At 61.8% G+C, this 24,422-nt stretch carries 22 protein-coding genes; 13 read left to right on the forward strand and 9 right to left on the reverse strand.

All coding sequences use genetic code 11. The features are described 5' to 3' along the window. Nucleotide 1: 1 nt before the first annotated feature. Complete coding sequence (locus F1542_RS03600) at nt 2-313, reverse strand: hypothetical protein (RefSeq protein ID WP_193731852.1); 312 nt, start codon at nt 311-313, stop codon at nt 2-4. A gap of 185 nt (nt 314-498) precedes the next feature. Between F1542_RS03600 and F1542_RS03605 the strand changes: the two genes are divergently transcribed. Continuing rightward, the gene (locus F1542_RS03605; RefSeq protein ID WP_193731853.1) at nt 499-1,620 is read left to right on the forward strand and encodes a Gfo/Idh/MocA family protein; all 1,122 of its coding nucleotides are present in this window, start codon (nt 499-501) and stop codon (nt 1,618-1,620) included. Between the two features lie 124 nt (nt 1,621-1,744). Here F1542_RS03605 and F1542_RS03610 read toward each other — a convergent pair whose 3' ends face one another. Beyond that, complete coding sequence (locus tag F1542_RS03610; protein ID WP_193731879.1) at nt 1,745-2,149, reverse strand: PRC-barrel domain-containing protein; 405 nt, start codon at nt 2,147-2,149, stop codon at nt 1,745-1,747. 141 nt (nt 2,150-2,290) lie between these two features. Continuing rightward, on the reverse strand, nt 2,291-2,689 hold the full coding sequence (locus F1542_RS03615) for a general stress protein (protein WP_193731854.1): 399 nt from the start codon (nt 2,687-2,689) through the stop codon (nt 2,291-2,293). A 448-nt stretch (nt 2,690-3,137) separates the two neighbouring features. Between F1542_RS03615 and F1542_RS03620 the strand changes: the two genes are divergently transcribed. Continuing rightward, nucleotides 3,138-3,662, forward strand: a complete 525-nt coding sequence (locus F1542_RS03620; protein ID WP_193731855.1) for an HD domain-containing protein — start codon at nt 3,138-3,140, stop codon at nt 3,660-3,662. Nucleotides 3,663-3,760: 98 nt separating this feature from the next. Here the strand turns inward: F1542_RS03620 and F1542_RS03625 are convergent, their stop codons facing one another. The 3 genes from F1542_RS03625 to F1542_RS03635 all read right to left on the reverse strand — a co-directional run bounded on the left by F1542_RS03625 (nt 3,761) and on the right by F1542_RS03635 (nt 7,981). Further along, a complete protein-coding gene (locus tag F1542_RS03625) occupies nt 3,761-5,953 on the reverse strand; it encodes a DUF262 domain-containing protein (RefSeq protein WP_193731856.1) in 2,193 nt (730 codons plus the stop codon). Between the two features lies 1 nt (nt 5,954). Further along, a complete protein-coding gene (locus F1542_RS03630) occupies nt 5,955-7,394 on the reverse strand; it encodes a DUF262 domain-containing protein (protein ID WP_193731857.1) in 1,440 nt (479 codons plus the stop codon). A gap of 254 nt (nt 7,395-7,648) precedes the next feature. After that, complete coding sequence (locus F1542_RS03635; RefSeq protein ID WP_193731858.1) at nt 7,649-7,981, reverse strand: DUF2934 domain-containing protein; 333 nt, start codon at nt 7,979-7,981, stop codon at nt 7,649-7,651. Nucleotides 7,982-8,396: 415 nt separating this feature from the next. Between F1542_RS03635 and F1542_RS03640 the strand changes: the two genes are divergently transcribed. Genes F1542_RS03640 through F1542_RS03650 form a run of 3 tightly spaced genes read left to right on the forward strand, consistent with a single transcriptional unit; the run spans nt 8,397 to nt 10,989 of the window. Then, nucleotides 8,397-9,830 (forward strand): cytochrome ubiquinol oxidase subunit I, encoded by a 1,434-nt coding sequence (locus F1542_RS03640; RefSeq protein ID WP_193731859.1) that lies wholly within the window; start codon nt 8,397-8,399, stop codon nt 9,828-9,830. 3 nt (nt 9,831-9,833) lie between these two features. Continuing rightward, nucleotides 9,834-10,853, forward strand: coding sequence for a cytochrome d ubiquinol oxidase subunit II (gene cydB, locus F1542_RS03645; protein ID WP_193731860.1), 1,020 nt, complete (start codon nt 9,834-9,836; stop codon nt 10,851-10,853). Next, entirely contained in the window at nt 10,840-10,989 is a 150-nt protein-coding gene (locus F1542_RS03650; protein WP_193731861.1) for a DUF2474 domain-containing protein, read from the forward strand. Before cydB ends, F1542_RS03650 begins: the two co-directional genes overlap by 14 nt. A 140-nt stretch (nt 10,990-11,129) precedes the next feature. Here F1542_RS03650 and F1542_RS03655 read toward each other — a convergent pair whose 3' ends face one another. Further along, on the reverse strand, nt 11,130-11,435 hold the full coding sequence (locus F1542_RS03655; protein ID WP_193731862.1) for a hypothetical protein: 306 nt from the start codon (nt 11,433-11,435) through the stop codon (nt 11,130-11,132). A 332-nt stretch (nt 11,436-11,767) separates the two neighbouring features. Here F1542_RS03655 and F1542_RS03660 point away from each other — a divergent pair, with 332 nt between their 5' ends. Beyond that, a complete protein-coding gene (locus tag F1542_RS03660) occupies nt 11,768-12,235 on the forward strand; it encodes an Hsp20/alpha crystallin family protein (RefSeq protein ID WP_227672454.1) in 468 nt (155 codons plus the stop codon). Between the two features lie 68 nt (nt 12,236-12,303). On the opposite strand, the gene F1542_RS03665 is transcribed toward F1542_RS03660, so the two are convergent. After that, nucleotides 12,304-12,912, reverse strand: a complete 609-nt coding sequence (locus tag F1542_RS03665) for a glutathione binding-like protein (protein WP_193731864.1) — start codon at nt 12,910-12,912, stop codon at nt 12,304-12,306. A 393-nt stretch (nt 12,913-13,305) separates the two neighbouring features. On the opposite strand from F1542_RS03665, the gene F1542_RS03670 reads away from it, so the two are divergent. The 3 genes from F1542_RS03670 to F1542_RS03680 are packed head-to-tail and all read left to right on the forward strand — an operon-like array spanning nt 13,306 to nt 15,769. Then, on the forward strand, nt 13,306-14,415 hold the full coding sequence (locus tag F1542_RS03670; protein WP_193731865.1) for an acyl-CoA dehydrogenase family protein: 1,110 nt from the start codon (nt 13,306-13,308) through the stop codon (nt 14,413-14,415). Continuing rightward, complete coding sequence (locus F1542_RS03675) at nt 14,412-15,140, forward strand: PIG-L deacetylase family protein (protein WP_193731866.1); 729 nt, start codon at nt 14,412-14,414, stop codon at nt 15,138-15,140. The genes F1542_RS03670 and F1542_RS03675 overlap by 4 nt, the downstream gene beginning before the upstream one ends. Next, a complete protein-coding gene (locus F1542_RS03680) occupies nt 15,137-15,769 on the forward strand; it encodes a class I SAM-dependent methyltransferase (protein WP_193731867.1) in 633 nt (210 codons plus the stop codon). The genes F1542_RS03675 and F1542_RS03680 overlap by 4 nt, the downstream gene beginning before the upstream one ends. A 117-nt stretch (nt 15,770-15,886) precedes the next feature. On the opposite strand, the gene F1542_RS03685 is transcribed toward F1542_RS03680, so the two are convergent. Further along, entirely contained in the window at nt 15,887-17,014 is a 1,128-nt protein-coding gene (locus tag F1542_RS03685; RefSeq protein WP_193731868.1) for a glycosyltransferase family 2 protein, read from the reverse strand. A 651-nt stretch (nt 17,015-17,665) separates the two neighbouring features. On the opposite strand from F1542_RS03685, the gene F1542_RS03690 reads away from it, so the two are divergent. From F1542_RS03690 to F1542_RS03705, 4 genes are all read left to right on the forward strand, one after another. Next, nucleotides 17,666-20,857: an efflux RND transporter permease subunit gene (locus F1542_RS03690; protein ID WP_193731869.1), complete on the forward strand. Its 3,192-nt coding sequence runs from the start codon at nt 17,666-17,668 to the stop codon at nt 20,855-20,857. Continuing rightward, nucleotides 20,857-22,044 carry an efflux RND transporter periplasmic adaptor subunit gene (locus F1542_RS03695; RefSeq protein WP_193731870.1) on the forward strand — a complete coding sequence of 396 codons (1,188 nt, stop codon included), beginning with the start codon at nt 20,857-20,859 and terminating at the stop codon, nt 22,042-22,044. The genes F1542_RS03690 and F1542_RS03695 overlap by 1 nt, the downstream gene beginning before the upstream one ends. Then, nucleotides 22,041-23,627 carry an efflux transporter outer membrane subunit gene (locus F1542_RS03700; protein ID WP_193731871.1) on the forward strand — a complete coding sequence of 529 codons (1,587 nt, stop codon included), beginning with the start codon at nt 22,041-22,043 and terminating at the stop codon, nt 23,625-23,627. The genes F1542_RS03695 and F1542_RS03700 overlap by 4 nt, the downstream gene beginning before the upstream one ends. Before the next feature lie 293 nt (nt 23,628-23,920). Beyond that, a partial coding sequence (locus tag F1542_RS03705; protein ID WP_193731872.1) for an alcohol dehydrogenase catalytic domain-containing protein occupies nt 23,921-24,422 on the forward strand: 502 nt, incomplete at its 3' end.

Consider the following 24,422-nt stretch of genomic DNA (forward strand, 5'->3'; position numbering starts at 1 on the left):
GTCATTCATCCATGTTGCCCGTAGGTGGCGTGGAGGAAGATGAGGGCGCCGCGCCCCCGCCAGGCTGCGTTCCGGGTATGCTCGGGTTGCTCGGGTCCTTGCGCGGGCAGGGGCGGGAATGGCCATGTGCCGTATCCTGTGTCCGGCACTGGCTGTCCGGTGTCCGGGATGTGGAGGTAGAGGGCGCGCCATGTTCGGGCATGGTCTCGACCGGCATCCGCGGCGGCGTGTTGCCGCCCTGTGCGTGGGCTGCGGTATCAAGACACAGCGCAAACGCCACAAGCGACGCGATACGAAGGGGGCGTACGATCATTGTCGTTTATCCTTTGACGGTAACGTCGCGACAGGCGGCGTTGTAATGTAACGCCCGTCATTATTGCCGGTTTTATTTTATATCGACCCGCGACCGCATGAAAATCAGGTGGCCAGATCGATCGCAACCCATGCCCTGGGCCCACGTTCACCCGCCAGCACGACAACCAGACGTGGAGGCATGCGATGACACCCGATACACACACCCGGAAAATCCGTTACGCCGTCATCGGGGGCGGCCAGATTTCCCAGCAGGCCTTCATGCCGGGCATGGCGCGGGCAAGGAATTCCGTGCTGGCGGCCCTGGTGACCGGCGACCCGGAAAAGGCGCGCAGGCTGGCGGCGCGCTACGACATCCCGGCCTGCCATTATGATGACCTGCCCACGCTGCTGCGTTCGGGGCAGATCGACGCGGTCTATCTGGCGACACCCAACGCGCTGCACCGGCAGTACGCGGTACCCGTGCTGGAGGCGGGGCTGCACCTGCTGCTGGAAAAGCCCATGGCGACCAGCGTTGCGGACTGCGAGGCCATGCTGGATGCGCAGAAGCGGGGCGGCGGGAAGCTCATGATCGCCTATCGCCTGCATTGCGAACCGGGGACGGTGGAACTGATCTCACGCTGCCGAAATGGGGATTTCGGGCACCTGATGGCCTTCAGTTCCATGTTCGGGCAGAATTTTGCCGAAGCCAACCATCGCGGCCATTCCGGCTACTGGTCCGGCCCGGTGCCCGACATGGGCACCTATCCGCTGAATGCGGTACGCAACCTGTTTGCGCGTGAACCGGTGGAAGTCCACGCCGTGGGCACGAAAACGCCGGGGCGGGGGTTCAATTTCGATGACACGGTATCCGTCACCCTGCGCTTTGCCGAAGGGCGGATCGCGCATTTCCTGGTCAGCTATGCCTGCGCGCCGGTCGAGAATTTCTCGCTGGTGGGGGACAGGGGCAGCGTGACCGCAGGCCCGTGTTACATGTTCGGCCCTGATGTCGGCATTACCTATACCACCAGCATAGACGGCCGGAAGCAGACATGCCGCCATGACCCGGTGGAGCAGTTTGGCGGGGAAATCGCCTATTTTTCCGACTGCATCCTGCATGACCGCGATCCCGAACCGGATGGGGAGGAAGGATTGCGCGACGTGCGCGTCCTTGCGGCGGTGGAACGCGCGCTGCAGACCGGCCAGCCACAGAAGCTGGACCCCATGCCGCCCGCGCGCGTCGCACTGCCTGATCAGGTCATGACCCTGCCGCCGGTTCCTGAACCGGGCGAGGAAGAGATGATCGGCATTATCCCGCAATCCGCCTGACGGCCGGTTCTGTGCACAAGGCGGCAGGTCATGACACCGCATTCATGGCCTGCCCAAAAAAAACCGCAGGCCATGGCATGACGCCGTGACCTGCGGTTGCATGTCCTGCCGGATCCGGCCCGGCTTACATTTTCGGCAGGTCGCCGTAATAGGTATCGACCTGGCTGCCGTACTGGCTGTTGGTCCAGTCGGGGGACGTATCCTCGGCATAGGCGGGGGCAGCTTCAAGCTGCTCGCGCGTCAGGGCGACAATGTAGCCGCCGCGTTCCTTATCATAATGCAGAGCTTTCCACGGCAGGGGATGGTAGCTGTTGCCCATGCCCAGAAATCCGCCAAAACTCATGATGACATAGGCAACGTCGCCATTGACCTTGTCCACCATGAAATACCTGACCGTGCCAAGTTTTTCGCCCGACGGGGAGTACACGGACGTGCCCTCGACCTTGTCGGAAGAAATCAGGTCATGCCGGCCGGCGATGTCGCCGGTCATTTTGCTGGTCATGGACCCGTCTGTCGTATTGTTTGTCATTGAAGCGGACATGATGCTTCTCCTTGCGTGTCATGAAGGCCGCGCCGCCACCGGGGCGTGATCGCACCCCGCGTGGGGGACATTCATGGATAACGGGCAGGTTGGGCGGGCCCCGGTCAAAGGTCCCGCCCACCCGGTTGCTTACGACTTGCCGCCGTGGCTGTGCTGGCCACCCTTGCGCCCGGCTTCCGCCGCGCGTTCGGGATCATCGGCAAAGTTGCCCGACCCGTGCTGCGTCGCCTTGTGCGTGCCGGTGGCATGGGTGCCGCCGGTACGGGTGCTGGCGGATGTCGATTTTTCCGCCGTCTGGCCGCCATGGCTGTGCTGGCCGCCCTTGCGGCCGGCTTCCGCCGCGCGTTCCGGGTTGTTCGCGAAATTGCCGGAACTGTGCTGCCCACCCTTGTGCCCGGCTTCGGACGCGCGGGCGGGATCATTGGCAAAGTTGCCGGGATTGTGCGCGGCCCCCCCACCACCACGGCTGTCGGCCGGTGCAAATGCGGGCTGGCTGGTACGTGTGTGCAGGGAGATATGATAACTCATGATCTTCACCTTTCCATATCACAGCGGCTACAGAAGGTCCTTGTTTTTCCCCGGCCCCTGCCGGGCCATTGGGGAAGCAACCCCGAAAATACGCGCTGTGGGAGGTTCAACGGCATATCATCCCGGCGGTTCCGTATTCCATATATAAAATAAATAAGGCGCGGTTTCGCTTCGTTCAGACACAAAACAGGTCAGTTTCATAATATAATTAAGACCATGCACTTTATAATTTCCTGTCACACATCACATACGAAGCCACGGACGGGCAGGCAAGCCGCCGTGTTCACGCAGCCGCTTCGCTGCATGATGTAAAATACAGTAAATACATTTGTTATATCGCATCGTTACTTACATTGCACATGCGCAACATCATGGACGGCGCGCGATGCCATCCGTGCTACACGCCCCGGACCAGACCGGCCCGGCCCCTGCACCCAAGGACCCTTTCATGACCAGCGACCTGATTGCCCGCGCGGATGCATTTGCCGAAGCTGCCCATGCCAGCATCGGGCAGACGCGCAAATACAGCGGTGATCCGTATATCATCCATCCCCGCCGTGTCGCGCGCATGGTGGCGCAGACTGGCGCGCGCGATGCAGTCATCGCCGCCTCCCTGCTGCATGACGTGGTGGAGGACACGCCCGTCACACTGGCGGACATACAGGCCACGTTTGGCGATGACGTGGCGGCGCTGGTTGAAATGGTGACGGATGTCAGCCGCCCAGGCGATAGCAACCGCAGGCGGCGCAAGGCCATGGACCGTGACCATCTGGCCATGGCATCGGCCGGGGGCCAGACGATCAAGCTGGCCGACCTGATCGACAATACGGCGTCCATCACGCAGCATGATCCGGGTTTTGCACGGGTCTATATGCGCGAAATGCAGGAACTGCTGGATGTGCTGACGCGCGGGGAGCGGAACCTGCACCGGCAGGCGGCAACACTGGCCACGCAGTATTTCCAGCGGGGATAGAAGGACAGAAGTTGTTGGTGAAGCTTTTTTTCACAAAGGCGACACCCCAGAACTTCTGTTTTCAGACAGCCTTCATAAATGCCATGCGGGCAGACCGGTCATGGGCGCTCTGCTTCGTAATATTCAATAAAAAACACCCGCATCTGTTCGTGGTGTTCCTGTATCATGGCTTCCATTCGTTCGTTGATGCCGACGCTATTATCGATTTCCATATTTTTTGTAATAGCAAATAGCCAGGCCAGTTTCAGTGAATCATATCTGCCCGTTTTTCTGCCTTTTTCAAAAAACTCGTTTCTCTTGTCGGTAAAATTCTGGTTGCCGTACGCACTGTTCTCACCCGGATTCAGCAGGGCAAGATTACCGAAACAATGCAGGAGCTTCGGATTCAGGCGAGGCAGATTGCGCGGCGTCTGCGGATAGACGTGTTCAACCGAATTCCTGGACACGATCCGGTAGCGTCTGAACCTGTCTTTCATATCCCTGTCCGACAGGTTGGGAACCATTCCGTCGCGCGCCTTTTTCCACAATATATATTCCAGCTTCTGGAACCAGTAATGCGTGATATCGGGATATTTATTCTGCATCAGTGCAGCAATGACGTTCTCCGCCGCTTCATAAATGGGCGTGCCGGAACCGGACAGGTCAGCGGATAGCAGGTCGAAACTGGCAGCCTTCTGGGTATGGATGCCATTTTCCTGCTTGTCGGACGCAACGCATGACAGCCGGTTATCCAGCCTTTCCAGCAGGCCCAGCACATGCGTATCTGTCGGGAACCAGTCTGCCACCCACCGATCATCTTTCCACTGGCCCTTTGCCAGTCGGCCCAGAAACGGCGTCAGCCAGTACTGCGCGCTGTGGTCACCCGTAAAATACCGCACGGTCTGCAACTGCTCCAGCGCGCCAGCCCAGCCATCTGCCGTGGGGGTGGTGCGGGACAGGCGTTTTTTACCGGTTTTTGTATCCCTGATCTGCGCACGGAACATGATGGACTGGCCCGATTGCGGGTCCGTAACCCGTTTCATGACCCACTGGTCAAACTGGTGGCGCACGGTCCACAGGCATTCGATAAACTGGCGTGCCTTTTCAGCGCCCATCTCCGCCGAGGTCGTAGTACATTCCTTCAGAAAACCAGCGAAACATTCATTCAGACGATCCGGGGTGATGCTGGGAATATCACCATTATCCTCATCCTTATCTTTATCCGGTTTCTGCCCCTGCTGATGGCGGTAAATACGCAGCGTATGCAGCAGCAGTTGGGGAAAGGTCAGGATGGAGGTGGCATGCGTCAGGGCATTCTCATCTTCGCCATCGTCCTTTTCAGGCTCCCGGTCCTGCGTGCCCGATAAGCCTCCCCGCGCCACGATGTCCGACAGGGTCATGGCGGCTGTCTGGTCGGGGCTGCATCCCTCAAGATAGAATTTTTTATGATCAAATGTTTTCAGCTCGTCATAAGAACAGTTTTCCCACTTGGCGTGGGGGAACACAGCGCGCAGGTTGCGTTCAAAAAAGCCGTTCATGTTTTCACAGGCCTGCCAGATGGCGTCATAATCCATCCGACGGCGGGCCGGAATCAGTTCCAGCAGGCGGGCCTTGATGATATCGGATGCTTCCAACTGCACGCCGCTGGTATTCAGCGCAGTAAACAGGCGATTGAAATCGGTGCCCTGTGGCACGATGTTATTGACCCAGCTTACCTTGCTGAACAGATAGTTTCCGAATTCGCACAGTTCAGGACCTTTTTTGCCAGCCAGAAAGTCCTTCGCGGTCTTCAGGCCACCCGACAGGTCCTTTACGTACGCATCCCCTGAACCGGCTTCGACCTCCCCGGCCAGCCAGGCACGAAACAGGTCGCGTACCTGTTCACGAATGGCGAAATGCAGGCGGGGTTCATCATGCATTGTTGGATCGTAAAGAAATTTCTTCAATGCGCCATGCAGCAGCGTCAACCCCTTGTCTGGTTTTTGTGACTCAAGCACGCGGACAAATTCTTTTGACTCAATTACGCGGACAAACGCCAGGAAAATCAGCATCAGCGTTGTCAGGCGCTGCTGCCCGTCAATCAGTTCGTAACAGGGTGGTTCGGCATCCGTTGCAGCCGTATTTGTTGTAATCAGCGTGCCGATGAAATAATGCGGCCGGGCCGCCTTCATGGCATTTTCTATGTCCTGCAGGAATTTTTCCACATCTTCGGGCTGCCAGACATACGGACGCTGATAGCTGGGTATGGCCAGACGCGCCTTGCATATCCACAGTCTCCGCGCCGTCAGTACTTCGGTCTTTACCATTTCCATGTCAGGCGGCCCGTCCGGAAGCTGTCAATTTCCCAAAATGCTCTATCAGGTCAGTATCAAACTCGTTTTTTAACTGGTCTTTCTTAGTACATGACTGGTCCATCACGCCATACACGCTGCGGACATACCGCGCCCGGATGCCACCCCCGTCCAACCCGTCCGGATCAATGTCATAGGTATAGGCACGCAGGTATTGCATAAGCTGCGCATGGTTGAAGCTGCACGCGATATAGTCCAGAAGCTGGTGATCCAGACAGAACTTCTGCACGCCCTGTTCAAATACACGCAGCTTCGTCAGGCGCAGGCTGAAGACAAAGCGCAGCAGCCACAGCCGCGCTTCCGCCAGGTTGCTTTGCCCGAACCGGCTGGCGTAAAGCAGGATTGCAGTTTCGTACAGCGCACGCAGATACCGGCTTTCCGCGGCATCCATGATCGTCGCCTCAAGCTGTTCATGGCCATTTTTCACCATGGCGCCGCCATCGGGGTTTTCGCGCGGAAACAGGTCATTATGCAGTGTGCAGAAATACAGCAGGTAATTAATGGTATTGACCCCGCTGTTCAGGGGCTGGCGCATGGCATAGCCACATTCCGGCATAAGCTGTTGCCACAACCCGAAGGGCTGGTTCTGCCATACGCTCAGCCGGTACGCCGGGTCCTGTTCCGATGGCTGCGTATCATCCCCGAATTCGGCAATGATTTCATTGCGCAGTTCCGACCAGTAGAACTTTCGGACATGCAGATGGGTCCAGAACCGCCCGGCAATCAGCAGCCTGACCACATCATCCAGCGACGTGCCCGTCTTTTCCCATAACCGCGCGTAATCATCCCGCTGCCCCGACGCAATGGCGCGCAGGTGATAGGCCTTGATGATATCCGTCCCCGACAGCCGCCGCCCGCCGGTGTTTATCGTCTGGAAAAAACGCCATGCGTCATCTTCCGACCGGGTCACGATCAGGGTGACGTTGATACTGCGCAGATCAAGTTTCGGGCGACTGGCCTGCTTTATCGCTTGCACAATGCCAAAATTGCGCCGGATCCGTTCATGGCTGGCCGGTGCGCGATAGGTCAGGTCCAGTATGGGTTGCAGACCCCACGCCTGGCACAGGATCGCCATGGTGGTCAGGCGCTGCTGGCCATCAATGATATCCAGCACCACTTCGCCCTGATCATTTTCATGCTGGTGCAGGACAATACTGCCAAGATAGAAGGCAACGGGCGGGGCCAGCCTGAAATAGGCCTCCAGATCCCCCACCAGTTGCCTGACCTGCTTTTCCCCCCAGCAATAGGGGCGCTGATAGACGGGCAGGTTCAGTTTTCCCTGCAGTTTTTTCACCCGTCCCTTGAAAAGCTCATCAAGGGTGGCCGATATGGGGTCAATACCAAAAATCAGCCTGCTACTTTCCACACCATTATCAGGTGCGGACTCCGTATTATTTAACATATATAAAATATATCCGGTAAAATCATGAATTCATTCTATCATGATAAAAAAAGCATGACCTGAATGACAAGCCATACCCTGACACGCAACGCCCGCTGGCTCATGGTCCCGTCAGGAAACCGCAAAATGGGCAGGGCAGGGACTGCACCGGGGCATCGTGCAGATTATAGAAAAGCTTCAAAAAAAAGACGGCACCAGCAGGACAGCAGACGGGCAACCCGCATGAAGGGCCGCCCGCCTGCCGGTTTTGGGGGTTACTGATTTTTCAGCGCGTCCGCTTCTTCCTGCCGCGTGGCAAAGGGGACTTCCTGCCTGTCATCCAGCTCATCCATGCTGCCGCCGGAATTGCCGAGGTTTTCTTCCAGGAACGCCTCCTCGACCGGCTGGCCGTTCGCGTCCAGCGGCACGGGGGAGTCCACGGGGATCTGTCCCGCATCGGGGTTGCTTTCCATCCCGATCAGTTCCGACGCATTTTCCCTGTAGGCATCCGGCCCGCAGCCCGGCCTGCCATCGGCTTCCCACAGTTCCTTTGCCTTCGCGGTGATGCGGGCCTCGGTCTGCGGGGTGGTTTCCAGTGGGTTGACCATGTTCATATCCTTATAAATGGACCAGAGGCGGGGCGCGTGGCCCGACTGTCGTGAACCAGACATAGCGTAATCCCGTGCCCCCCGTCACCCGCAACAGGGGGCATGGCAGTCGCGTTCCCATGCTGCAGCTACCATGCGCATCGGGAATACCCCTGTAACATACATGGCAAAATCCGGCCCGATATCAATGGTGGCAGGCCTGTTCCATACATGTGCCTTCTGACAGTCCACTGTTTGATAAGCCATGGTTATCATGACATGCGCAGAAGGTCTTGGACGCGCAACTTTTTACTGATCTAGCACTGTGCCCGACGCGTTGTGGTTCATACCGCGACATTCCGTGTGACCGACAGGCCCGACCCGGGCCTGCCCTTGCACGGGCGTATCCCTGTTTTCAGGTTTGGGAAAGTTATCGATGCACACCGTCCATGATCCCGCGCTATTGCTGGCGCGCTTCCAGTTCGCCTTTACCGTAGGCGTGCATATCATCTTCCCGGCGTTTTCAATCGGTCTGGCAGCGTACCTTGCCGTGCTGGAAGGGCTGTGGCTGCGAACGGGAAGGCCGGTCTTCCTTGATCTGTACCGATACTGGATCAAGGTGTTTTCGATCGTATTTGGCATGGGCGTGGTGTCGGGACTGGTCATGTCGTACGAATTCGGCACCAACTGGTCGGTCTTTTCACGCAAGGCCGGGCCGATTACCGGCGTGCTGCTGTCCTATGAGGTCATGACCGCGTTTTTCCTGGAGGCAGGCTTTCTTGGCGTCATGCTGTTCGGCATGAACCGGGTCGGGCGCGGCCTGCATTTCGCCGCGACGTGCTGTGTCTCTGTCGGCACCCTGATTTCCATGACATGGATCCTGTCATCCAATTCATGGATGCAGACCCCGCGCGGCTACACCATCGACCCCGCCACGGGGCGGTTCATGCCTGCTGACTGGCTGGCGATCATCTTCAATCCGTCCTTTCCCTTCCGGCTGGTGCATATGGGGCTGGCGGCCTTCCTGTCGGTGGCGTTCATCGTGGGGGCCACGGGGGCATGGCATATGCTCAAGGCCCGCAGGCGGGGGCAGGTGGCCAGTGAACCCGTGCGGGTCATGTTTTCCATGGCGATGTGGATGGCCGCCATCGTCGCCCCCATCCAGATCATGGCGGGCGACGCGCACGGGCTGAACACGCTGAAATACCAGCCCGCCAAGATTGCGGCGATGGAAGGAGACTGGGTATCGGAAGACCACGCGCCCGAACTGCTGTTCGGCATTCCCAACATGAAGACCGAACATACGGATTATGCCGTCAGGCTGCCGCTGGCCGGGTCGCTGATCCTGACCCACAGCGTAAACGGCAGGGTACCGGGAATGAAGGACTTCCCCCGTGACCAGCGGCCGCCGTCCTATGTCATTTTCTTCACTTTCCGCATCATGGTCGCCCTTGGCATGCTGATGGTGGCAGTGGGCATGTGGTCGCTGTGGCTGCGGCACCGGGGCAGGCTGTATGATACGCCGCTTTTCCACCGCGTCGCCCTGTGCATGGCGCCTGCGGGTTTCCTGGCGCTGCTGTGCGGCTGGATCACGACGGAGGTCGGCCGCCAGCCCTGGACGGTCTATGGCCTGCTGCGCACATCCGACAGCGTGGCGCCCAATGCCCTGTCGTCCATGGCGGTGTCCATGACGGCGTTCGTGGTGGTGTACGTGCTGGTGTTCGGGTCCGGGATCGGGATGCTGGTGCGCCTGCTGGGCCACACGCCGCATACGGGTGAACACGGCACCAGCCCCGACCATGCCCCCGACATACTGGCCGCGCGCAGCCACCCGGCGGTCGTTGACCCCACCCATGGCGAAGGAGCCTGAGACATGATGGACGTTTCCTACTGGCTGCCGGTCATATGGGCGGTGATCCTTGTGGCCGCGATTTCGATATACGTCATCCTTGACGGGTTCGACCTTGGCATCGGCATGCTGTTCGCGCTGGAACGCGACCGGGGGTGCCGCGATGTGATGATCAACACCATCGCCCCCGTATGGGACGGGAACGAGACGTGGATGGTACTAGGGGGCGCGGTGCTGTACGGCGTGTTCCCCGGGGCCTATGCCACGTTGCTGCCGGCGTTCTACATGCCGATCGTGGTGATGCTGCTGGCGCTGATCTTTCGCGGCGTGGCGTTTGAATTCCGTATCCTGACCCGCGATACCCCGCGTGAACGGCTGTGGGAGGGCGGGTTCATGGCCGGTTCCGCCATTGCCGCATTCTGCCAGGGGGTGATCCTGGGCGGCGTGGTGCAGGGGGTCCGGGTTGTTGACGGCGCGTTTGCCGGCGGCCCGCTGGACTGGCTGACGCCGTTCAGCATCCTGTGCGGGGTGGCGGTCATGTGCGGCTATGCCCTGCTGGGGGCGACGTGGCTGGTATGGCGCACAACGGGCAGGCTGGAAGCGGCGTGCCGCCGGTGGGCGGGGTGGCTGGCCATCGGGCTGTTCATGGGCATTGTCGCGGTCAGCGCATGGACGCCGCTGCTGCATGCGCCCTACCTGCGGCGCTGGACCGACTGGCCCAACATCGCGCTTGTGGCCCCGGTGCCGGTGCTGGTGGTCATGCTGGGGATTGTGCTGGCGCGCTCACTGCGCCGTGGGCAGACGCGCGTGCCGTTTGCCTGCGCGCTGGGCTGGTTCGGGCTGTGCCTGTCGGGACTGGGGATTACGATCTGGCCCTATGCCGTGCCGCCGGGGCTGACATTGTGGGACGTGTCATCACCGCCCTCCAGCCAGTTTTTCCAGTTGGTCGGCACGGCAATCATGATTCCCATCATCCTGACCTACACCATCCATTCGTATCGCGTATTTCGCGGAAAGGTGACCGAGAGCGATGGCTATCACTGATATTGTCGCGGGAAACGGGGACAGGGCGCCCCGCCGCGTGGGCGTGCGGATCGCATGGTTCATCGCCATATGGTCGGTCAGCACGACGGTGTTCTTCGGTGTGGCCAGCCTGCTGCACCTGATCGTGCCGCATTAAGCACTGTTTCAAAAAGACAAAAGTTTCTGGGCGCTGCCTTTTTTCAAAAAGGCAGCGGTCTCCTGAAGCTTCCTGAAACAGGCCTTGCCAGAAACTGTTATCCGATGCCCCGCCATGAACGGGCGGGGCACCTGACCGGTTCAGCCAACGCTGACGCTGACCTTGTGCAGTTCCGCCTTCACCTTCGCATCGGGGTGGCCGACGTGAAAGGGTTCAGCGGACAGCAGGCGGATGCCGGTCATGTCGGACAGCGGCAGCACGCTCCATTCGCCCGTGGGGGGCACGCGCTTTTCATGGGCGTCCTCGCCACGATAGATCAGGACATGTGGCGTGCCATCGCGCTCACCCAGCGCGTGGGGGGAACCGGTGTAGTTCTTGCCATCGAAGGTGAAGCCGACCACGGACTTCTTCTGGATGGCGTCACGAAGCGTGTTTTCAACTGACATGCATGTTTTCCATTCTGGTTGAACCCGATACGGGTTGCCGCATGTTATAACGGGCCAGTCAGGATATAGCCTTTCTGGCGGCATGCAGAAGCGGCGGAGGTAATATATTGCTGCAATACTGCCCTGCATCGCGCCAGTTCTGGCGCGCCATGGCATAAATCCCGCCCGATGTCGTTGCGATAAAGTAAAGGACAGCCCTGCATGGAATGGACCGCATGGCATGCTTGATCTGTATCACGGTCGGGGCCGGATATTGCCCGCAGCATTCAGGGTGCAGGGCGGAAATGACCCAAAACAGACCGCTCAATGGTATGTATTGAGGAGCAATGACCATGATTGCACGACCGACATTTGTCGCAACCCCGGTCCGTACGGCCACGGCGCGCACGGCCGATCCGTTCGCGGTGCTGCAACGCCAGGTGGGGCGACTGATCGATGACTACCGCGCACCCGACACGTTCGGTTCCGGCCGGATCGGGTCCACGGACATTACCGAGGACGCAACCGGCTACCATATCTATATCGAAGTGCCCGGCTGTTCGGAAAAAGACATTACCCTGAACGCCAGCAACGGCGTGCTGAGCATCTCGGGCGAGAAGAAAAGCCCCGTGACGGCCGAGCAGAAACAGCATGTCGCCACCCGCAGCTTCGGCGCGTTTTCCGAGCATTTCAGCCTGCCCGAAGGCGTGGATGAGGACAGGATCAGCGCCCGCATCCGGGATGGGGTGCTGCAGGTGACCCTGCCGCGCCGCGAACCGGCCAAACCGACCGAACGCCGGATCGAAATCCAGCCCGGCTGACCGGGGCATCCGTCTTACGGTCACGTGGCCCGGGTACCGCTGGTATCCGGGCCATGCGTATGTACGCTTCAGTCCAGTCCTTCCTCACGCCGGGCCTGCTGTGCCGCGGGACGGGCAAACACCGCATCGCGCAGGGCGCAGGCGCGCGGATAGGCCGAAAGATCGATCCCCAGCGGGCCGGCCCAGCTCAGGATCACGGCCATCAGCGCATCCGCCTGCGTGAAACCCGCGGGCAGCATGTGCCCGTTGCCACCGGCCTCCAGCCACGCCTCGACCTGCTTCAGGCGGCGCGTGACATTCGCCAGCAGCCGTTCGCGCATCACATCGGGCAGGTCGGGGGCGAACAGCGCGCCGAATGCGCCATGTACGTCCTCACAAAAACCAATCGCTTCCAGCAGGTGGAAGAATTTGACCGTATCAGGGGCGGGGTGAAGGGCGACATTGCCCGACTGCTGCCCGATATAGGTCAGCACCGCCACGTTCTGCGTCAGTACCGTGCCCGGTTCGATTTCCAGCGCGGGCACGGCCCCGCGCTGGTTGATTTTCAGGTAGTCGTCGCCGCTGGCGGTCTGTTTGGTCTTCAGGTCCACCCGTCCGAGGCTGTGCGGCAGCCCGGTTTCATTCAGGATGATATGCGCGGCAAGCGAGCACGCGCCCGGCGTGTAATACAGCTTCATTGCAACGGCCTTCCGTCTGGGTCTGGCTGGGGCACGACGACAGCGTCCCGCCCCCTGTCGCCAGAACACTGGCACATGCGCCACACCATGAAAAGCACGGGCCCATGACCGGCACGCAGGCCACGGGCGGGGACCTGCCCGATTGTAACACCGTGCAGGGAACCAATAGCCCACCAGCACTGTTTGTGACTGCAGGCGGGCAGCACGAGGGTTCTGCCCGGCCTGTTCCCTTTCCGCCAGGAGACTGTTTGAAAAGTCGCCCCAGGACCGCACCAGAAAACTGAAGGACGTTTTTGGTGAAGCTTTTTTTCAAAAAGGCGGCACCCAACAACTTTTGTTTTTCATCAGTCGGTTATCACCAGACAGTTTCCTGAAATATAAAGGCATTTCCGCATGACCTTTCCCTTCGACGCCCTGGCCACCTGTCGCGCGGAACTGGAGGAGGAAGCAACGGTCAACGACGCACGGGCCGCATTCCCCACCGGCGGGCTGGACCGCCTGCGTCACCTGGGCGTCCTGACCGCCGCCCTGCCACAGACGCTGGGGGGATCGGGCTTTGGCACCGAAACCCACGGGGCGGCGGGACTTTTGCACATGCTGCGGCTGGTGGGACAGGGCAGCCTTGCCCTTGGCCGCGTGGTGGAAGGCCACATCAACGCCATCCGCCTGGTCGCGCTGTACGGCACGCCCGAACAGCTGGACCACGTCGCGGCGGAGGTGCATGACGGCGCGCTGTATGGCCTGTGGGTCACGGATGGCGCGACACCACTGCGCATGGACCAGACGGCGCGCGGCATCATGCTGCATGGGGGCAAGGCCTTTGCATCCGGCGCGCGGCATGTCACCCGCGCCCTTGTCACGGCGCGAACGGGGCAGGACGTCACGCGCATGCTGCTGGTGGCAATGGGGGCAGGGCGCGCCGTCCATGATGCCCATGGCGGGCTGACCGGCATGCGCGGGGCGGGCACGGGACAATGTGACCTGACCGGCATGACCGTGCTGCCCGCGGCCCTGGTGGGGCAGGCGGGGGATTACCTGCGCCAGCCCGAATTTTCGGCCGGGGCGTGGCGCGGCATGGCCGTGGCGCTGGGCGGCATCGAACGGCTGACCACCCTGCTGCGCGGCCAGCTTGCGGCCCGCGGCCGCGCGGGCAGCCCGGCACAGCAGGCGCGGATTGGCATGGCGCTGATCGCGGCGGAAACCGCCCTGTTATGGACCCGCCGCGCGGCCCTGCTGGCCAGCAGTCCCGACCGGTTCGCGGCAGGCGACATTTCCGCCACCGTCAACCTGGCCCGGCTTGCGGTGGAACGCGCGGGGCTGGAGGTGATCGAACTGGTCCAACGCGGGCTGGGGCTGTCAGCCTTCGTGCGCGATAACGTGGTGGAACGGATCATCCGCGACCTTGCCACCTACCTGCGCCAGCCCGCCCCGGATGAGACGCTGTGCGAGGCCGCCGCATGGTTCACGCCGCGCGACATGCCCCAGCCGGACATCCGTGCATGAAGGCGGCCCGCCTGCATGCGGCCCTGCGTAGCCAGCCCATAGCCCCCCTTGCCGCCATTGCGCCCGGCACCGCGCTGGTCCTGGCCCCGCACGCGGATGATGAAAGCCTGGGCTGTGGCGGGCTGATCGCCGCGTGCTGTGCGGCCGGGCGGCCGCCGCTTGTGGTCATCATGACCGATGGCGCGGCGTCGCACCCGCATTCGCGCCAGTGGCCCGCCCCGCGCCTGCGGATAAAACGCCAGCACGAAGCACGCGACGCGGTGGCGTGCCTGGGCCTTGCGCCCGACCGGCTTGCCTTCCTTGGCCTGCCCGACGCCGCCGCCCCGCATGACGGGCCGGTCTTTACCGACATCGCGGCACGGCTGGCGCACCTGGCCATCAGTCATGGCTGCACCACGGTTTTCGCCCCATGGCGGGCGGACCCGCATTGCGATCATGAAGCGACGTGGAAAATGGGGGTGGCCGTGCGGGACCTGTGCGGGCTGCGGCTTCTGGCCTATCCCGTATGGGGCTGGCTGCTGCCACCCGAGAGCGAACTGGACCACCCGCCACCGCGCGGCATGCGGCTGGACATTACCGCCCACCGCGCCGCCAAGGCGCGGGCGGTCAGCATGCATGAAAGCCAGTACGGCGGCCTGATTACCGACGATCCCGATGGTTTCCACCTGCCCGACAGCCTGCTTGCGGCGCTGGTGACGGATTTTGAGGTTTTTATCCATCCATGAACGCCACAAGCTGGTCCCGGACCGTATTCGAACGCCTGCACCGACAGCGCACCGACCCATGGGGCGTGGCGACGCGAACCTATGAACATGACAAGTACCGCCGGACGCTGGCGGTCCTGTCAGGACAGCATTTCAGTCAGGCGCTGGAACTGGGGTGTTCGATTGGCATGATGACGGCGCGTCTGGCGCGGCAATGTGACCGGGTGCTGGCGGTGGACGTGGCCGAAGCCGCATTGAACCGCGCGCGCCACCGCTGTGCCGGGCTGCCGGGGGTGTCGTTTCATCGCGGGCAGCTGCCCGGCGCGTTCCCGCCGCTGCCCGCGCGGTCATGCGACCTGATCGTGATTTCGGAAATGCTGTATTTCCTGTCCCGTCGCGATATCCGCACCCTTGCCGCGCACTGCCTGCGTGTGCGGCAGGCGGGCGCGCCGGTCGTGCTGGCCAACTGGACCGGTCCGACCGATACGCCATGCACGGGCAACGAAGCCGCCCGCCTGTTCATAAATACCTGCCGCGCCGCCGGCCTGCACGTGACCCGCGCCCGGCGGTACGCGCAGTACCGCATCGACGTGCTCAACGGGCCGCAAATGCCGGCGGCGGAGCCATCCATCCCTGAAACAGCCGTCTGATCCGATCGAAGTTTTTGGTGAAGCTTTTTCCAAACAGCTTTGAAGAACGCCGCCTTTCGGAAAAAAAAAGCCGGCACCCGAAAACCTTTATCCGCTCTATCTCGCGATATGCCCCGTTCAGCGCACCGTGGATTCCGCTGCCGCGGCAGGCAAGACGTGGGGCATGGCCCGGGCCACTAGTAGACTGTTCACGATCCGCCGTGCCGCATCCATATGCATGGGCAGGTCGGCACGGCGGATGGGCACGCGCCGCAATACCGGACTCAATGCCGCCAGCCGGTCCCATGCCATGCCGCCAAACCGGGCACGCGACATATGGGCCACGCAGCCTGCGGGCAGGCGCAGCAGGGCGGCCAGATCCGCAACCGCATCATGCCACGGGCCGGTGGCGGGCAGCAGGGCGCGCAGCCGGCGCAACGTCGCGCGCGCCTGCGCGCGGCGCAGGCTGGCCCGTGGCGGTTCAAGGCTGTCATCCAGCATTTCATCCTGCCGCACCATGCGCCGCGCCATGGTGTCCGCCATGCCACCACAGGCCCGCCCCGCCGTACGGCCCGACACCCACACCGTGACATCCGGCGCGTGGCGGATGGCGGCATCCACGTGCCGCAGGGCGCGCACGAAACCCCGGTCCTCGCCTAACGGCACGGCGGGAACGCCACCCGCGCGCCGCCAGGCGGCCACCGTTACCGCAATGCTGGCGCCGGAATGTTCCGTATGGCGCGGCCACGGATCATGCAGGTCGGGATCAACCAGGTCATGGATACGGTCCAGCAGCGTGGCATAGGCGGTTTCCATGCGGTCATCTTCATGCAGGTGGGCGGGGATCAGCCGCGCTTCCTCCGGGTCGATCAGGGCGCGGCCACAGACCACCTCGGCCCCCGCGTCAAGGGCGGCCAGGGTATGGACCAGCCAGTCGGGCGCAACACGGCCATCGGCATCGGTTGTCAGCACGATGCCATCCGGCCCTGCAAGGGCCGCCGCAACCTGCATGGCCGCCCGCCGGGCCGTGCCCGCATGGGCGATGGGCGGGGGATAGGTCCGCGGCACCACCACCACGCCAAAGGGCAGGGACGGGGCCAGCGCACGCACCACGCCGCACGTGTCATCCGTGCAGTTGTTGAGCAGCAGGACAACATGGGACAGGCAGGCCCCGTGCTGTGCGGCAAGGGCGCGCAGGCAGGGGTCGATCCGCTGTGCCTCGTTACGTACCGGGATCGCCACGACAGGGGGGCGGGCAGGCGGCATGGGTCACCTGTTGGAAGGGGAAATGGTAAACGCGGCGTGGACCGGACGGGTTGCACAAAGCGGACGAACCAGCAGGAGGGCATCTGGAACACTGCATTGATAAATAGATATAAAAGTTTTTGGGTCCCGCTTTTTTTCAGGAAGCTTCACCAAAAACTTCTTGATGGGTTTCAGGACGTTTTCTTTCCTGTGCCCGCCGTTACATGACGCAGGCATGAACCGGATAATTTTTATTTTAAAATCCCCGTAGGGCAGGAACCCACCCGTATCGGGCGATAGTTCCCCGATGCCGAATTTTTTATTTATGAAATTACAAAATCAATAAATTATACTTCATAAATTATCGGAAATAATTACGAACATTTCCGGTAATGAAGATTATTTTAAATCTTATCTGTTCATACTTTGTAAAAAAAACCTGTATCTGTCGATTCAGGCAGATGCCGCATGACCCCATGCCGGCCCGCCCGTTACCGATCATGACGGAGCATCGTCCCATGTCCACCACCATGACCCGTAAACCCTAGGGGCCTGTCCGCCGCCGCGCGGGGCGCGGCCAATCCATCCATACAGTAAAGACCGCATGCCAATACTGTGGCGCGTGCCCACGGTGCTGCGCGGTTCTTCGTGCTACAGGGAATTATCCATCCCATGAATGCCATCGTAGTGACCGCACTGCGTCGGCCCTATACCTTTGTGGTGCTGTCGATCCTTATCGTGGTCTTTGGCATCATGTCGGTATTGCGCACGCCGACAGACGTGTTCCCCAATATCAGGATACCGGTCGTATCCGTTGTCTGGACCTATGGCGGCATGCTGCCAGAGGAATTCGCCGGCCGTATCATCTACAATTACGAACTGATGGTGACCTCGACCGTCGAGGGCATCGAACATATGGAAAGCAGTTCGTATTACGGGCGCGGTATCGTCAACATATACTTCCAGCCCGGCACCGATATCGGCAAGGCGGAAGCGGAAGTCACCGCCATATCGCAGACGGTCATAAAACAGCTGCCCGAAAACATCCCGTCGCCCATGGTGATGAGCCTTGATGCATCATCCGTGCCGGTACTCACGCTACAGGTCACGTCTGACAAACAGACACCATCCGACCTGTTCAAGCTGGCGATGATCCGCGTGCGCCCGCTGCTGGTCACCGTGCCGGGTGCGGTGGTGCCGCAGGCCTATGGCGGGATGGACAGCTTTGTCATGGTCGCGCTCAACCAGCAGCAGCTTCAGGCGCACCACCTGTCGGCCATGGACGTGCAGAACGCCCTGCGCGGGCAGAATATCGTGCTGCCGGCGGGGGACCAGAAAATCTCGGCCACGGACTGGATGGTGCAGACCAACGCAACGCCCCGATCCATGAAGGAACTGGGCGATATCCCGGTCAAGCGCGTAGGCAACGCCGTGATCTATGTCCATGACGTGGCCGAGGTCTATCGCGGCGGCCACCCGCAGACCAACCTTGTGCTGGTGAAGGGCCAGCAGGGGGTGGAAATCGTCGTGATGAAAAGCGGCGATGCCTCGACGCTGGATGTCGTGGCGGGGGCCAAGGCGCTGCTGCCACGTATCCAGAAACTGCTGCCGCCAGATGTGAAGGTCAGCATACTGGGCGATGCCTCGATATTCGTGAAGGATTCCATTTTCGACGTCGTGCGCGAAATGCTGACGGCCGCCGCCCTGACCGGCATGGTGGTGCTTCTGTTCCTGGGGTCGTGGCGGCCTACGGTCATCATCGCGACATCCATCCCGCTGGCCATCCTGTGCGCCATCATCGGCCTGCACTGGGCGGGGCAGACCATCAATGTCATGACGCTGGGCGGTCTTGCGCTGGCGGTGGGCATTCTGGTGGATGACGCCACGGTGATGATCGAGAACATCGACGCGCATCTGGAAATGGGCAAGGCGCTGGAACCCGCGATCATTGACGCGGCCAACCAGATTGTCATTCCCACCTTTGTCGCCACCACCTGCATCTGCATTGTCTGGCTGCCGCTGTTTGGCCTGAGCGGGGTCGCGGGCTGGCTGTTCATGCCCATGGCCGAAGCCATCATCTTCGCCATGATCGCGTCCTTCATCCTGTCGCGCACGCTGGTGCCGACCATGGCCAAATACCTGCTGGCCGGTCACAGCGTGGCGGGACACGGGGATTCCCACCATTGCGAGCCGCAGGTGCATAACCTGCAATACCCCAAACGGCTGCCCGAACGCTTCCAGCAGGCGTTTGAACGCGGGTTCAACGCCTTCCGCGAAAACTATGCGGGCGTGCTGGAACGCGCGATTGCGGGGCGCAGGCGGTTCGTGGGTGTGTTCCTTGGCGTCTCGGTCTGTTCGCTGGGGCTGTACCTGATCGCGGGGCGGGATTTCTTCCCCGAAACCAAATCGGGCACGATCCAGATGCACATGCGCGCGCCGCTGGGCACCCGGATCGAGGTGGCAGGGCGCGAGGCATCGCTGGTGGAAGACCGGATCAACCAGTTGTTCCCCGGCAGGGTGGACAGCATGATCGAAAACTGCGGCCTGCCCGAAGGTGCCCATAACCAGGCCTTCATTCCCACGCCGACCATCGGCACGCAGGACTGTGACATCACCATTGCGCTGAAGGATGAGGAAACGCCGGTATGGGATGACCGCACCATCCTGCGCCACGACCTGTCGGCACGGTTTCCCGGCACGGTGTTCACCTTCCAGCCTGCGGACCTGACCGCCAAGATCCTGAACTTCGGCTCCCCCGCGCCCATCGACATCCAGATTTCGGGGCCGGACCTGCGCGACAATTACGACTATGCTCGCCTGCTGGTGAACCGCCTGCGCGCAGTGCCCGGCGCGGCTGATGTCGTAATCCAGCAGACCATGAAAACGCCGACCCTGTTCGTGCAGGGCAACCGCACCTTCGGTCAGGCCACCGGCATGACGGAAGCCGACCTGGCCAATAACGAACTCATGACCCTGTCGGGCAGCCAGACGGTGGACCCGCAATACTGGCTGGACCCGGCCACGGGCATCACATTCCCGCTGAATGTGTATGTGTCACAGGACCAGCTGACGCATTTCAACAACCTCATGACCATTCCGGTGGACAAGGGTGATGGCGACCCGCAGGGGCGGCACATGCAGCTGCTGGGCGGTATCAGCAATGTCAACGCCACGGGCACGCCGGGGCAGGTCTCGCACTTCAATTCCATGCCGGAAGTCGACATCTATGTCTCCGCCGAGGGCGCGGACCTTGGGCAGGTGACAACCGGCGTGCAGCACGTGCTGGACCAGACGCGGGGCAACGTGCCGTCCACCGCCGCCGTGGTGGTGCGCGGACAGACCGAAACCATGCGCCATGCCTATGTCGAACTGGTGTTCGGGCTGGTGGTGTCGGTGCTGCTGATCTACCTGCTGATCGTGGTCAATTTCCAGTCATGGCTGGACCCGTTCATCATCATTACCGCATTGCCCGGCGCATTGGCGGGCATCGCATGGGCGCTGTTCCTGACGCACACCCGCCTGTCGGTCCCGGCACTTACGGGGGCGATCATGTGCATGGGCACGGCGACCGCCAATTCCATCCTTGTGGTGTCGTTTGCGCGTGAACGGATCGAGGAACATGGCGATGCGCTGCGCGCGGCGCTGGAGGCAGGCTACGGCCGTATCCGCCCGGTGCTGATGACCGCACTGGCCATGGTGATCGGCATGGTGCCCATGGCCATGAGCAATTCCCAGAACGCGCCGCTCGGCCGCGCCGTCATTGGCGGGCTGCTGGTGGCCACTGTCTCCACGCTTTTGTTCGTGCCCTGTGTTTACGCAATTTTGCACAACCGTCCGTCCCGTTTCCGGGGGGAAATGAAGTGATGTCCACCCAGAACAACAGAAAAATCATCATGCTGGCCGGTGCCGCCGTCGTCGCGGGGTGGTGCGGGTACCTGCTGGTCGGGCGGGTGCAGCATGCAGCCGCCCTGCGGCGGGAGGCCGCCATTGCCTCCGTGCCCGATGTCATGGTCATCGCGCCGCGCCGGGAAGCCCGCCACGTCAGCCTGGACCTGCCCGGCACCATCGAGGCCTGGTACCAGGCCCCGATCTACCCGCAGGCATCGGGCTATGTGCGCATGTGGTACAAGGATTACGGCGCCCGCGTTGCGGCTGGCGACGTGCTGGCGGAAATCAACACCCCCGGCCTTGATGCCCAGTTTGCGCAGGCGCAGGCCGACCTGCAGTCATCACAGGCCAAATACGACCTGGCGGTGGTGACAGCCCAGCGCTGGCGGCTGATGGGCAGGTCACAGGCGGTATCGGGCCAGTCGGTATCGGTTCAGGACGCGAACGAGAAATCGGCCGCTGCCGACCTGGAGGCCGCGCGCCACAACCTTGACCGCTACGCCGCCCTTGAACGCTTCAAGGTCATTGTCGCCCCGTTTGACGGCGTGGTGACGGAACGCGACATCAACGTGGGCGACTACGTGCATGAAGGCGGCGGCAACCTGAATGCGTCGGGTGCGGCCAGTGAACTGTTCAGCGTGGCGGATACGCACCAGATGCGGCTGTTCGTATCGATCCCCGAAAACATGTCCTACATCCTGCAGCCCGGCCTGCAGGCCAGCGTGCAGGTGCCACAGTTCCCCGACCGGCGGTTCGAGGCGAAGTTCCTGACCGTATCGGGCGGCTATGACCCCGACACCCGTACCAGCGTGAGCGAGTTCGTGATCGACAATACCGACCACGCCCTGTGGCCCGGAACCTTTGCCGCCGTCACCCTGAGCGCCCCCGAACAGGCTACCCACCTGACCATACCCACCGGCGCGCTGGTGTTTCAGGAACACGGCATGCAGGTGGCCGTGGTGGATGCACGGGACCACGCGCATTTCCACACCATAACCGTGGGCCGCATGGGCGACGGGGCGACACAGGTGCTGTCGGGCATCGCGCCCGATGACCGGATCATCGACAACCCGCCCGCCGACCTGCTGGAAGGCGAACACGTGCGCGTGACCCAACCCGTGGCCGGATACAGCAACGACACCGACGAAAAGGACGATGAATGATGGCCCGTACCCTCCGCCGCGCCATGGGCATGGGCGGCGTGTGCACCCTGTCGCTGCTGTCGCTGGCGGGGTGCGACCTGGCCCCCGCCTATCACGCACCCAGTTACGTCATTCCCGCGACATGGCAGGGGCAGGCCCCGTTTGGCGTGGCCCATCCCATGGACGACACCATTCCCGCGCAGTGGTGGGAAAGCTTTGCCGACCCGCAGCTGGATGATCTGGAAACCGCCGCCATGGCCCATAACGGCGACCTGCAGGCCGCCAGCGAGCGCTTTTTGCAGGCGCGCGCGATCGTAAGCGAGGCACGGGCCGACCTGCTGCCGCATTTTGGCGTGGCCTTTGGCGGCAGCAACAACAAAAGCTCGGCCGAGCGTCTGTTCCGCTACAAGGGACCGATTACGGATTCAGATGAATTCTATGGCGGCATGGCGTCGTGGGAACCGGATTTCTGGTCTTCCATCCGCAACCGGGTGCGCCTGCAGAAGGATTATGCGCAGGAACAGGCGGCACAATATGCCGCGGCAAGGCTGAGTTTGCAGGCCGAACTGGCCAGCGACTATTTCACCCTGCGCGGGCTGGATGCGCAGGCGGCGATCTATAGCCAGTCGATCCGGTATTATCAGGAATCCCTGCGCGTGACCCAGACACGGCTGGTGGATCAGGCGGCGTCACAGCTGGATGTGGCGCGCGCGCAGAACCAGCTGTACACCACGCAGGCCCGCCTGCTGGACATCCAGGCCCAGCGCGAGGTGATGGAACATGCGGTGGCCGTGCTGGTCAACGTCGCCCCGTCATCCTTCCATATCGCGGCGGATGCCCACCTCAACACCACCCGCTTCGGGCTGCGTGCCCCCATGCCGTCGGACCTGCTGCAGCGCAGGCCCGACATTGCCATGGCCGAACGCCAGATGGCGCAGGCCAACCGGGCCATCGGCATCGCGCGCGCCGCGTTCTACCCGCATGTATCCTTCCAGATGAACGGGGGGTTTGATGATAACGGCTTCAACCTGGCCAACCTTGCCAACTCCATGTGGTCCTATGGCGCGACCGTAACCATGCCGGTGTTCGAAGGCGGCCTGCGCCGCGCGCAGCTGCAGCAGAGCTGGTCCGCCTACCGTGAAACCCGCGACCATTACCGTGTCACCATCCTCAACGCCTTCCGCGATGTGGAGGACGGGCTGTCGCGCACCAGCCGGCTGGATGGGGAAAACGGCCGCCTGCGCGCCGCAGTCGGCGCCGCCAGCCAGACACAGGACATTACCATGAACCTGTACAAGGGCGGTCTTGCCACCTACCTTGACGTCCTGATCGCACAGGTCAGCACGCTGGATGCACGCATACAGCAGGCCGAAATCCAGACCCGTTACCTGCAGGCGCAGGTCGGCATGATCCGTGCGTGTGGCGGGGGATGGGATGCGGCCAGCCTGCCCGCGTCCAACAAACTGTTCGGGGTTGACCCGCTACAGTATTCCGGCCTGCACAACGCGCCGCCCGTGGGCGACGTGCCCGCGCCACACAGCCACGGCCCCGACCCGGATGACAACCTGACCCGGCCCATGCTGTCGCCCGGCATGGGGCAGTAAGCAAAAACAGATAAAAGTATCCGGGCGCCGCCTTTTTCTAAAAAAGGCGGCGGTCCCTGAAGCTTTTTGCAAAAAGCTTCACCAGAAACTGCTTTATTCATGACTGACCGTCATGCTGCAGCCAACGGGTTATCCCAATGCGTAAATATGGAACCTGCAAAAACACAAAACCCGCAGGCAGGACCGGCGTTACCTGAACCCGGACATATATGGCGGCGGGACATGCGATTATTTGCGCGCCCGTAAATAATGGCGACATGCCGCTTCGCATCTCACGGACAGGGAACAGGACAATGGGCACAAATCGTGGTGTGGTCTATCTTGGGCCAGAACATGTGGAAGTGCAGGATATCGCCGACCCGAAAATGGAAACGCCAGCGGGCCGCCGTATCACGCATGGCGTCATCCTGAAGGTGGTTTCGACCAACATATGCGGATCGGACCAGCACATGGTGCGCGGCAGGACGACCGCACCGAAAGGCATGGTGCTGGGCCATGAAATTACCGGCGAAGTCATTGAATGCGGCAGCGATGTCGAAATGGTGCGCAAGGGGGATCTGGTCTCGGTCCCCTTCAACGTGGCCTGCGGGCGGTGCCGGTGCTGCCGCGAGGGGGATACGGGCGTCTGCCTGACGGTCAATCCCGGCCGGGCGGGCGGCGCGTACGGGTATGTTGACATGGGTGGCTGGATCGGGGGGCAGGCGAAATACGTCATGGTGCCCTATGCCGATTTCAACCTGCTGCGCTTTGCCGACAGATCCATGGCGATGGAGCGTATCCGCGACCTGACCATGC

Source organism: Komagataeibacter sp. FXV3 (genome assembly GCF_015155755.1).
In the GTDB taxonomy this organism is placed as follows: Bacteria; Pseudomonadota; Alphaproteobacteria; order Acetobacterales; family Acetobacteraceae; genus Komagataeibacter.

Coding starts and splice junctions, on each gene's coding strand:
- F1542_RS03680 (WP_193731867.1), top strand. CDS start 15,137: ATGAACGCCACAAGCTGGTCCCGGACCGTATTCGAACGCCTGCACCGA.
- F1542_RS03700 (WP_193731871.1), top strand. CDS start 22,041: ATGATGGCCCGTACCCTCCGCCGCGCCATGGGCATGGGCGGCGTGTGC.
- cydB (WP_193731860.1), top strand. CDS start 9,834: ATGATGGACGTTTCCTACTGGCTGCCGGTCATATGGGCGGTGATCCTT.
- F1542_RS03615 (WP_193731854.1), bottom strand. CDS start 2,689: ATGAGTTATCATATCTCCCTGCACACACGTACCAGCCAGCCCGCATTT.
- F1542_RS03610 (WP_193731879.1), bottom strand. CDS start 2,149: ATGACAAACAATACGACAGACGGGTCCATGACCAGCAAAATGACCGGC.
- F1542_RS03625 (WP_193731856.1), bottom strand. CDS start 5,953: ATGGAAATGGTAAAGACCGAAGTACTGACGGCGCGGAGACTGTGGATA.
- F1542_RS03605 (WP_193731853.1), top strand. CDS start 499: ATGACACCCGATACACACACCCGGAAAATCCGTTACGCCGTCATCGGG.
- F1542_RS03650 (WP_193731861.1), top strand. CDS start 10,840: ATGGCTATCACTGATATTGTCGCGGGAAACGGGGACAGGGCGCCCCGC.
- F1542_RS03690 (WP_193731869.1), top strand. CDS start 17,666: ATGAATGCCATCGTAGTGACCGCACTGCGTCGGCCCTATACCTTTGTG.
- F1542_RS03640 (WP_193731859.1), top strand. CDS start 8,397: ATGCACACCGTCCATGATCCCGCGCTATTGCTGGCGCGCTTCCAGTTC.
- F1542_RS03620 (WP_193731855.1), top strand. CDS start 3,138: ATGACCAGCGACCTGATTGCCCGCGCGGATGCATTTGCCGAAGCTGCC.
- F1542_RS03630 (WP_193731857.1), bottom strand. CDS start 7,394: ATGTTAAATAATACGGAGTCCGCACCTGATAATGGTGTGGAAAGTAGC.
- F1542_RS03695 (WP_193731870.1), top strand. CDS start 20,857: ATGTCCACCCAGAACAACAGAAAAATCATCATGCTGGCCGGTGCCGCC.
- F1542_RS03675 (WP_193731866.1), top strand. CDS start 14,412: ATGAAGGCGGCCCGCCTGCATGCGGCCCTGCGTAGCCAGCCCATAGCC.
- F1542_RS03635 (WP_193731858.1), bottom strand. CDS start 7,981: ATGGTCAACCCACTGGAAACCACCCCGCAGACCGAGGCCCGCATCACC.
- F1542_RS03670 (WP_193731865.1), top strand. CDS start 13,306: ATGACCTTTCCCTTCGACGCCCTGGCCACCTGTCGCGCGGAACTGGAG.
- F1542_RS03600 (WP_193731852.1), bottom strand. CDS start 313: ATGATCGTACGCCCCCTTCGTATCGCGTCGCTTGTGGCGTTTGCGCTG.
- F1542_RS03655 (WP_193731862.1), bottom strand. CDS start 11,435: ATGTCAGTTGAAAACACGCTTCGTGACGCCATCCAGAAGAAGTCCGTG.
- F1542_RS03685 (WP_193731868.1), bottom strand. CDS start 17,014: ATGCCGCCTGCCCGCCCCCCTGTCGTGGCGATCCCGGTACGTAACGAG.
- F1542_RS03660 (WP_227672454.1), top strand. CDS start 11,768: ATGATTGCACGACCGACATTTGTCGCAACCCCGGTCCGTACGGCCACG.
- F1542_RS03665 (WP_193731864.1), bottom strand. CDS start 12,912: ATGAAGCTGTATTACACGCCGGGCGCGTGCTCGCTTGCCGCGCATATC.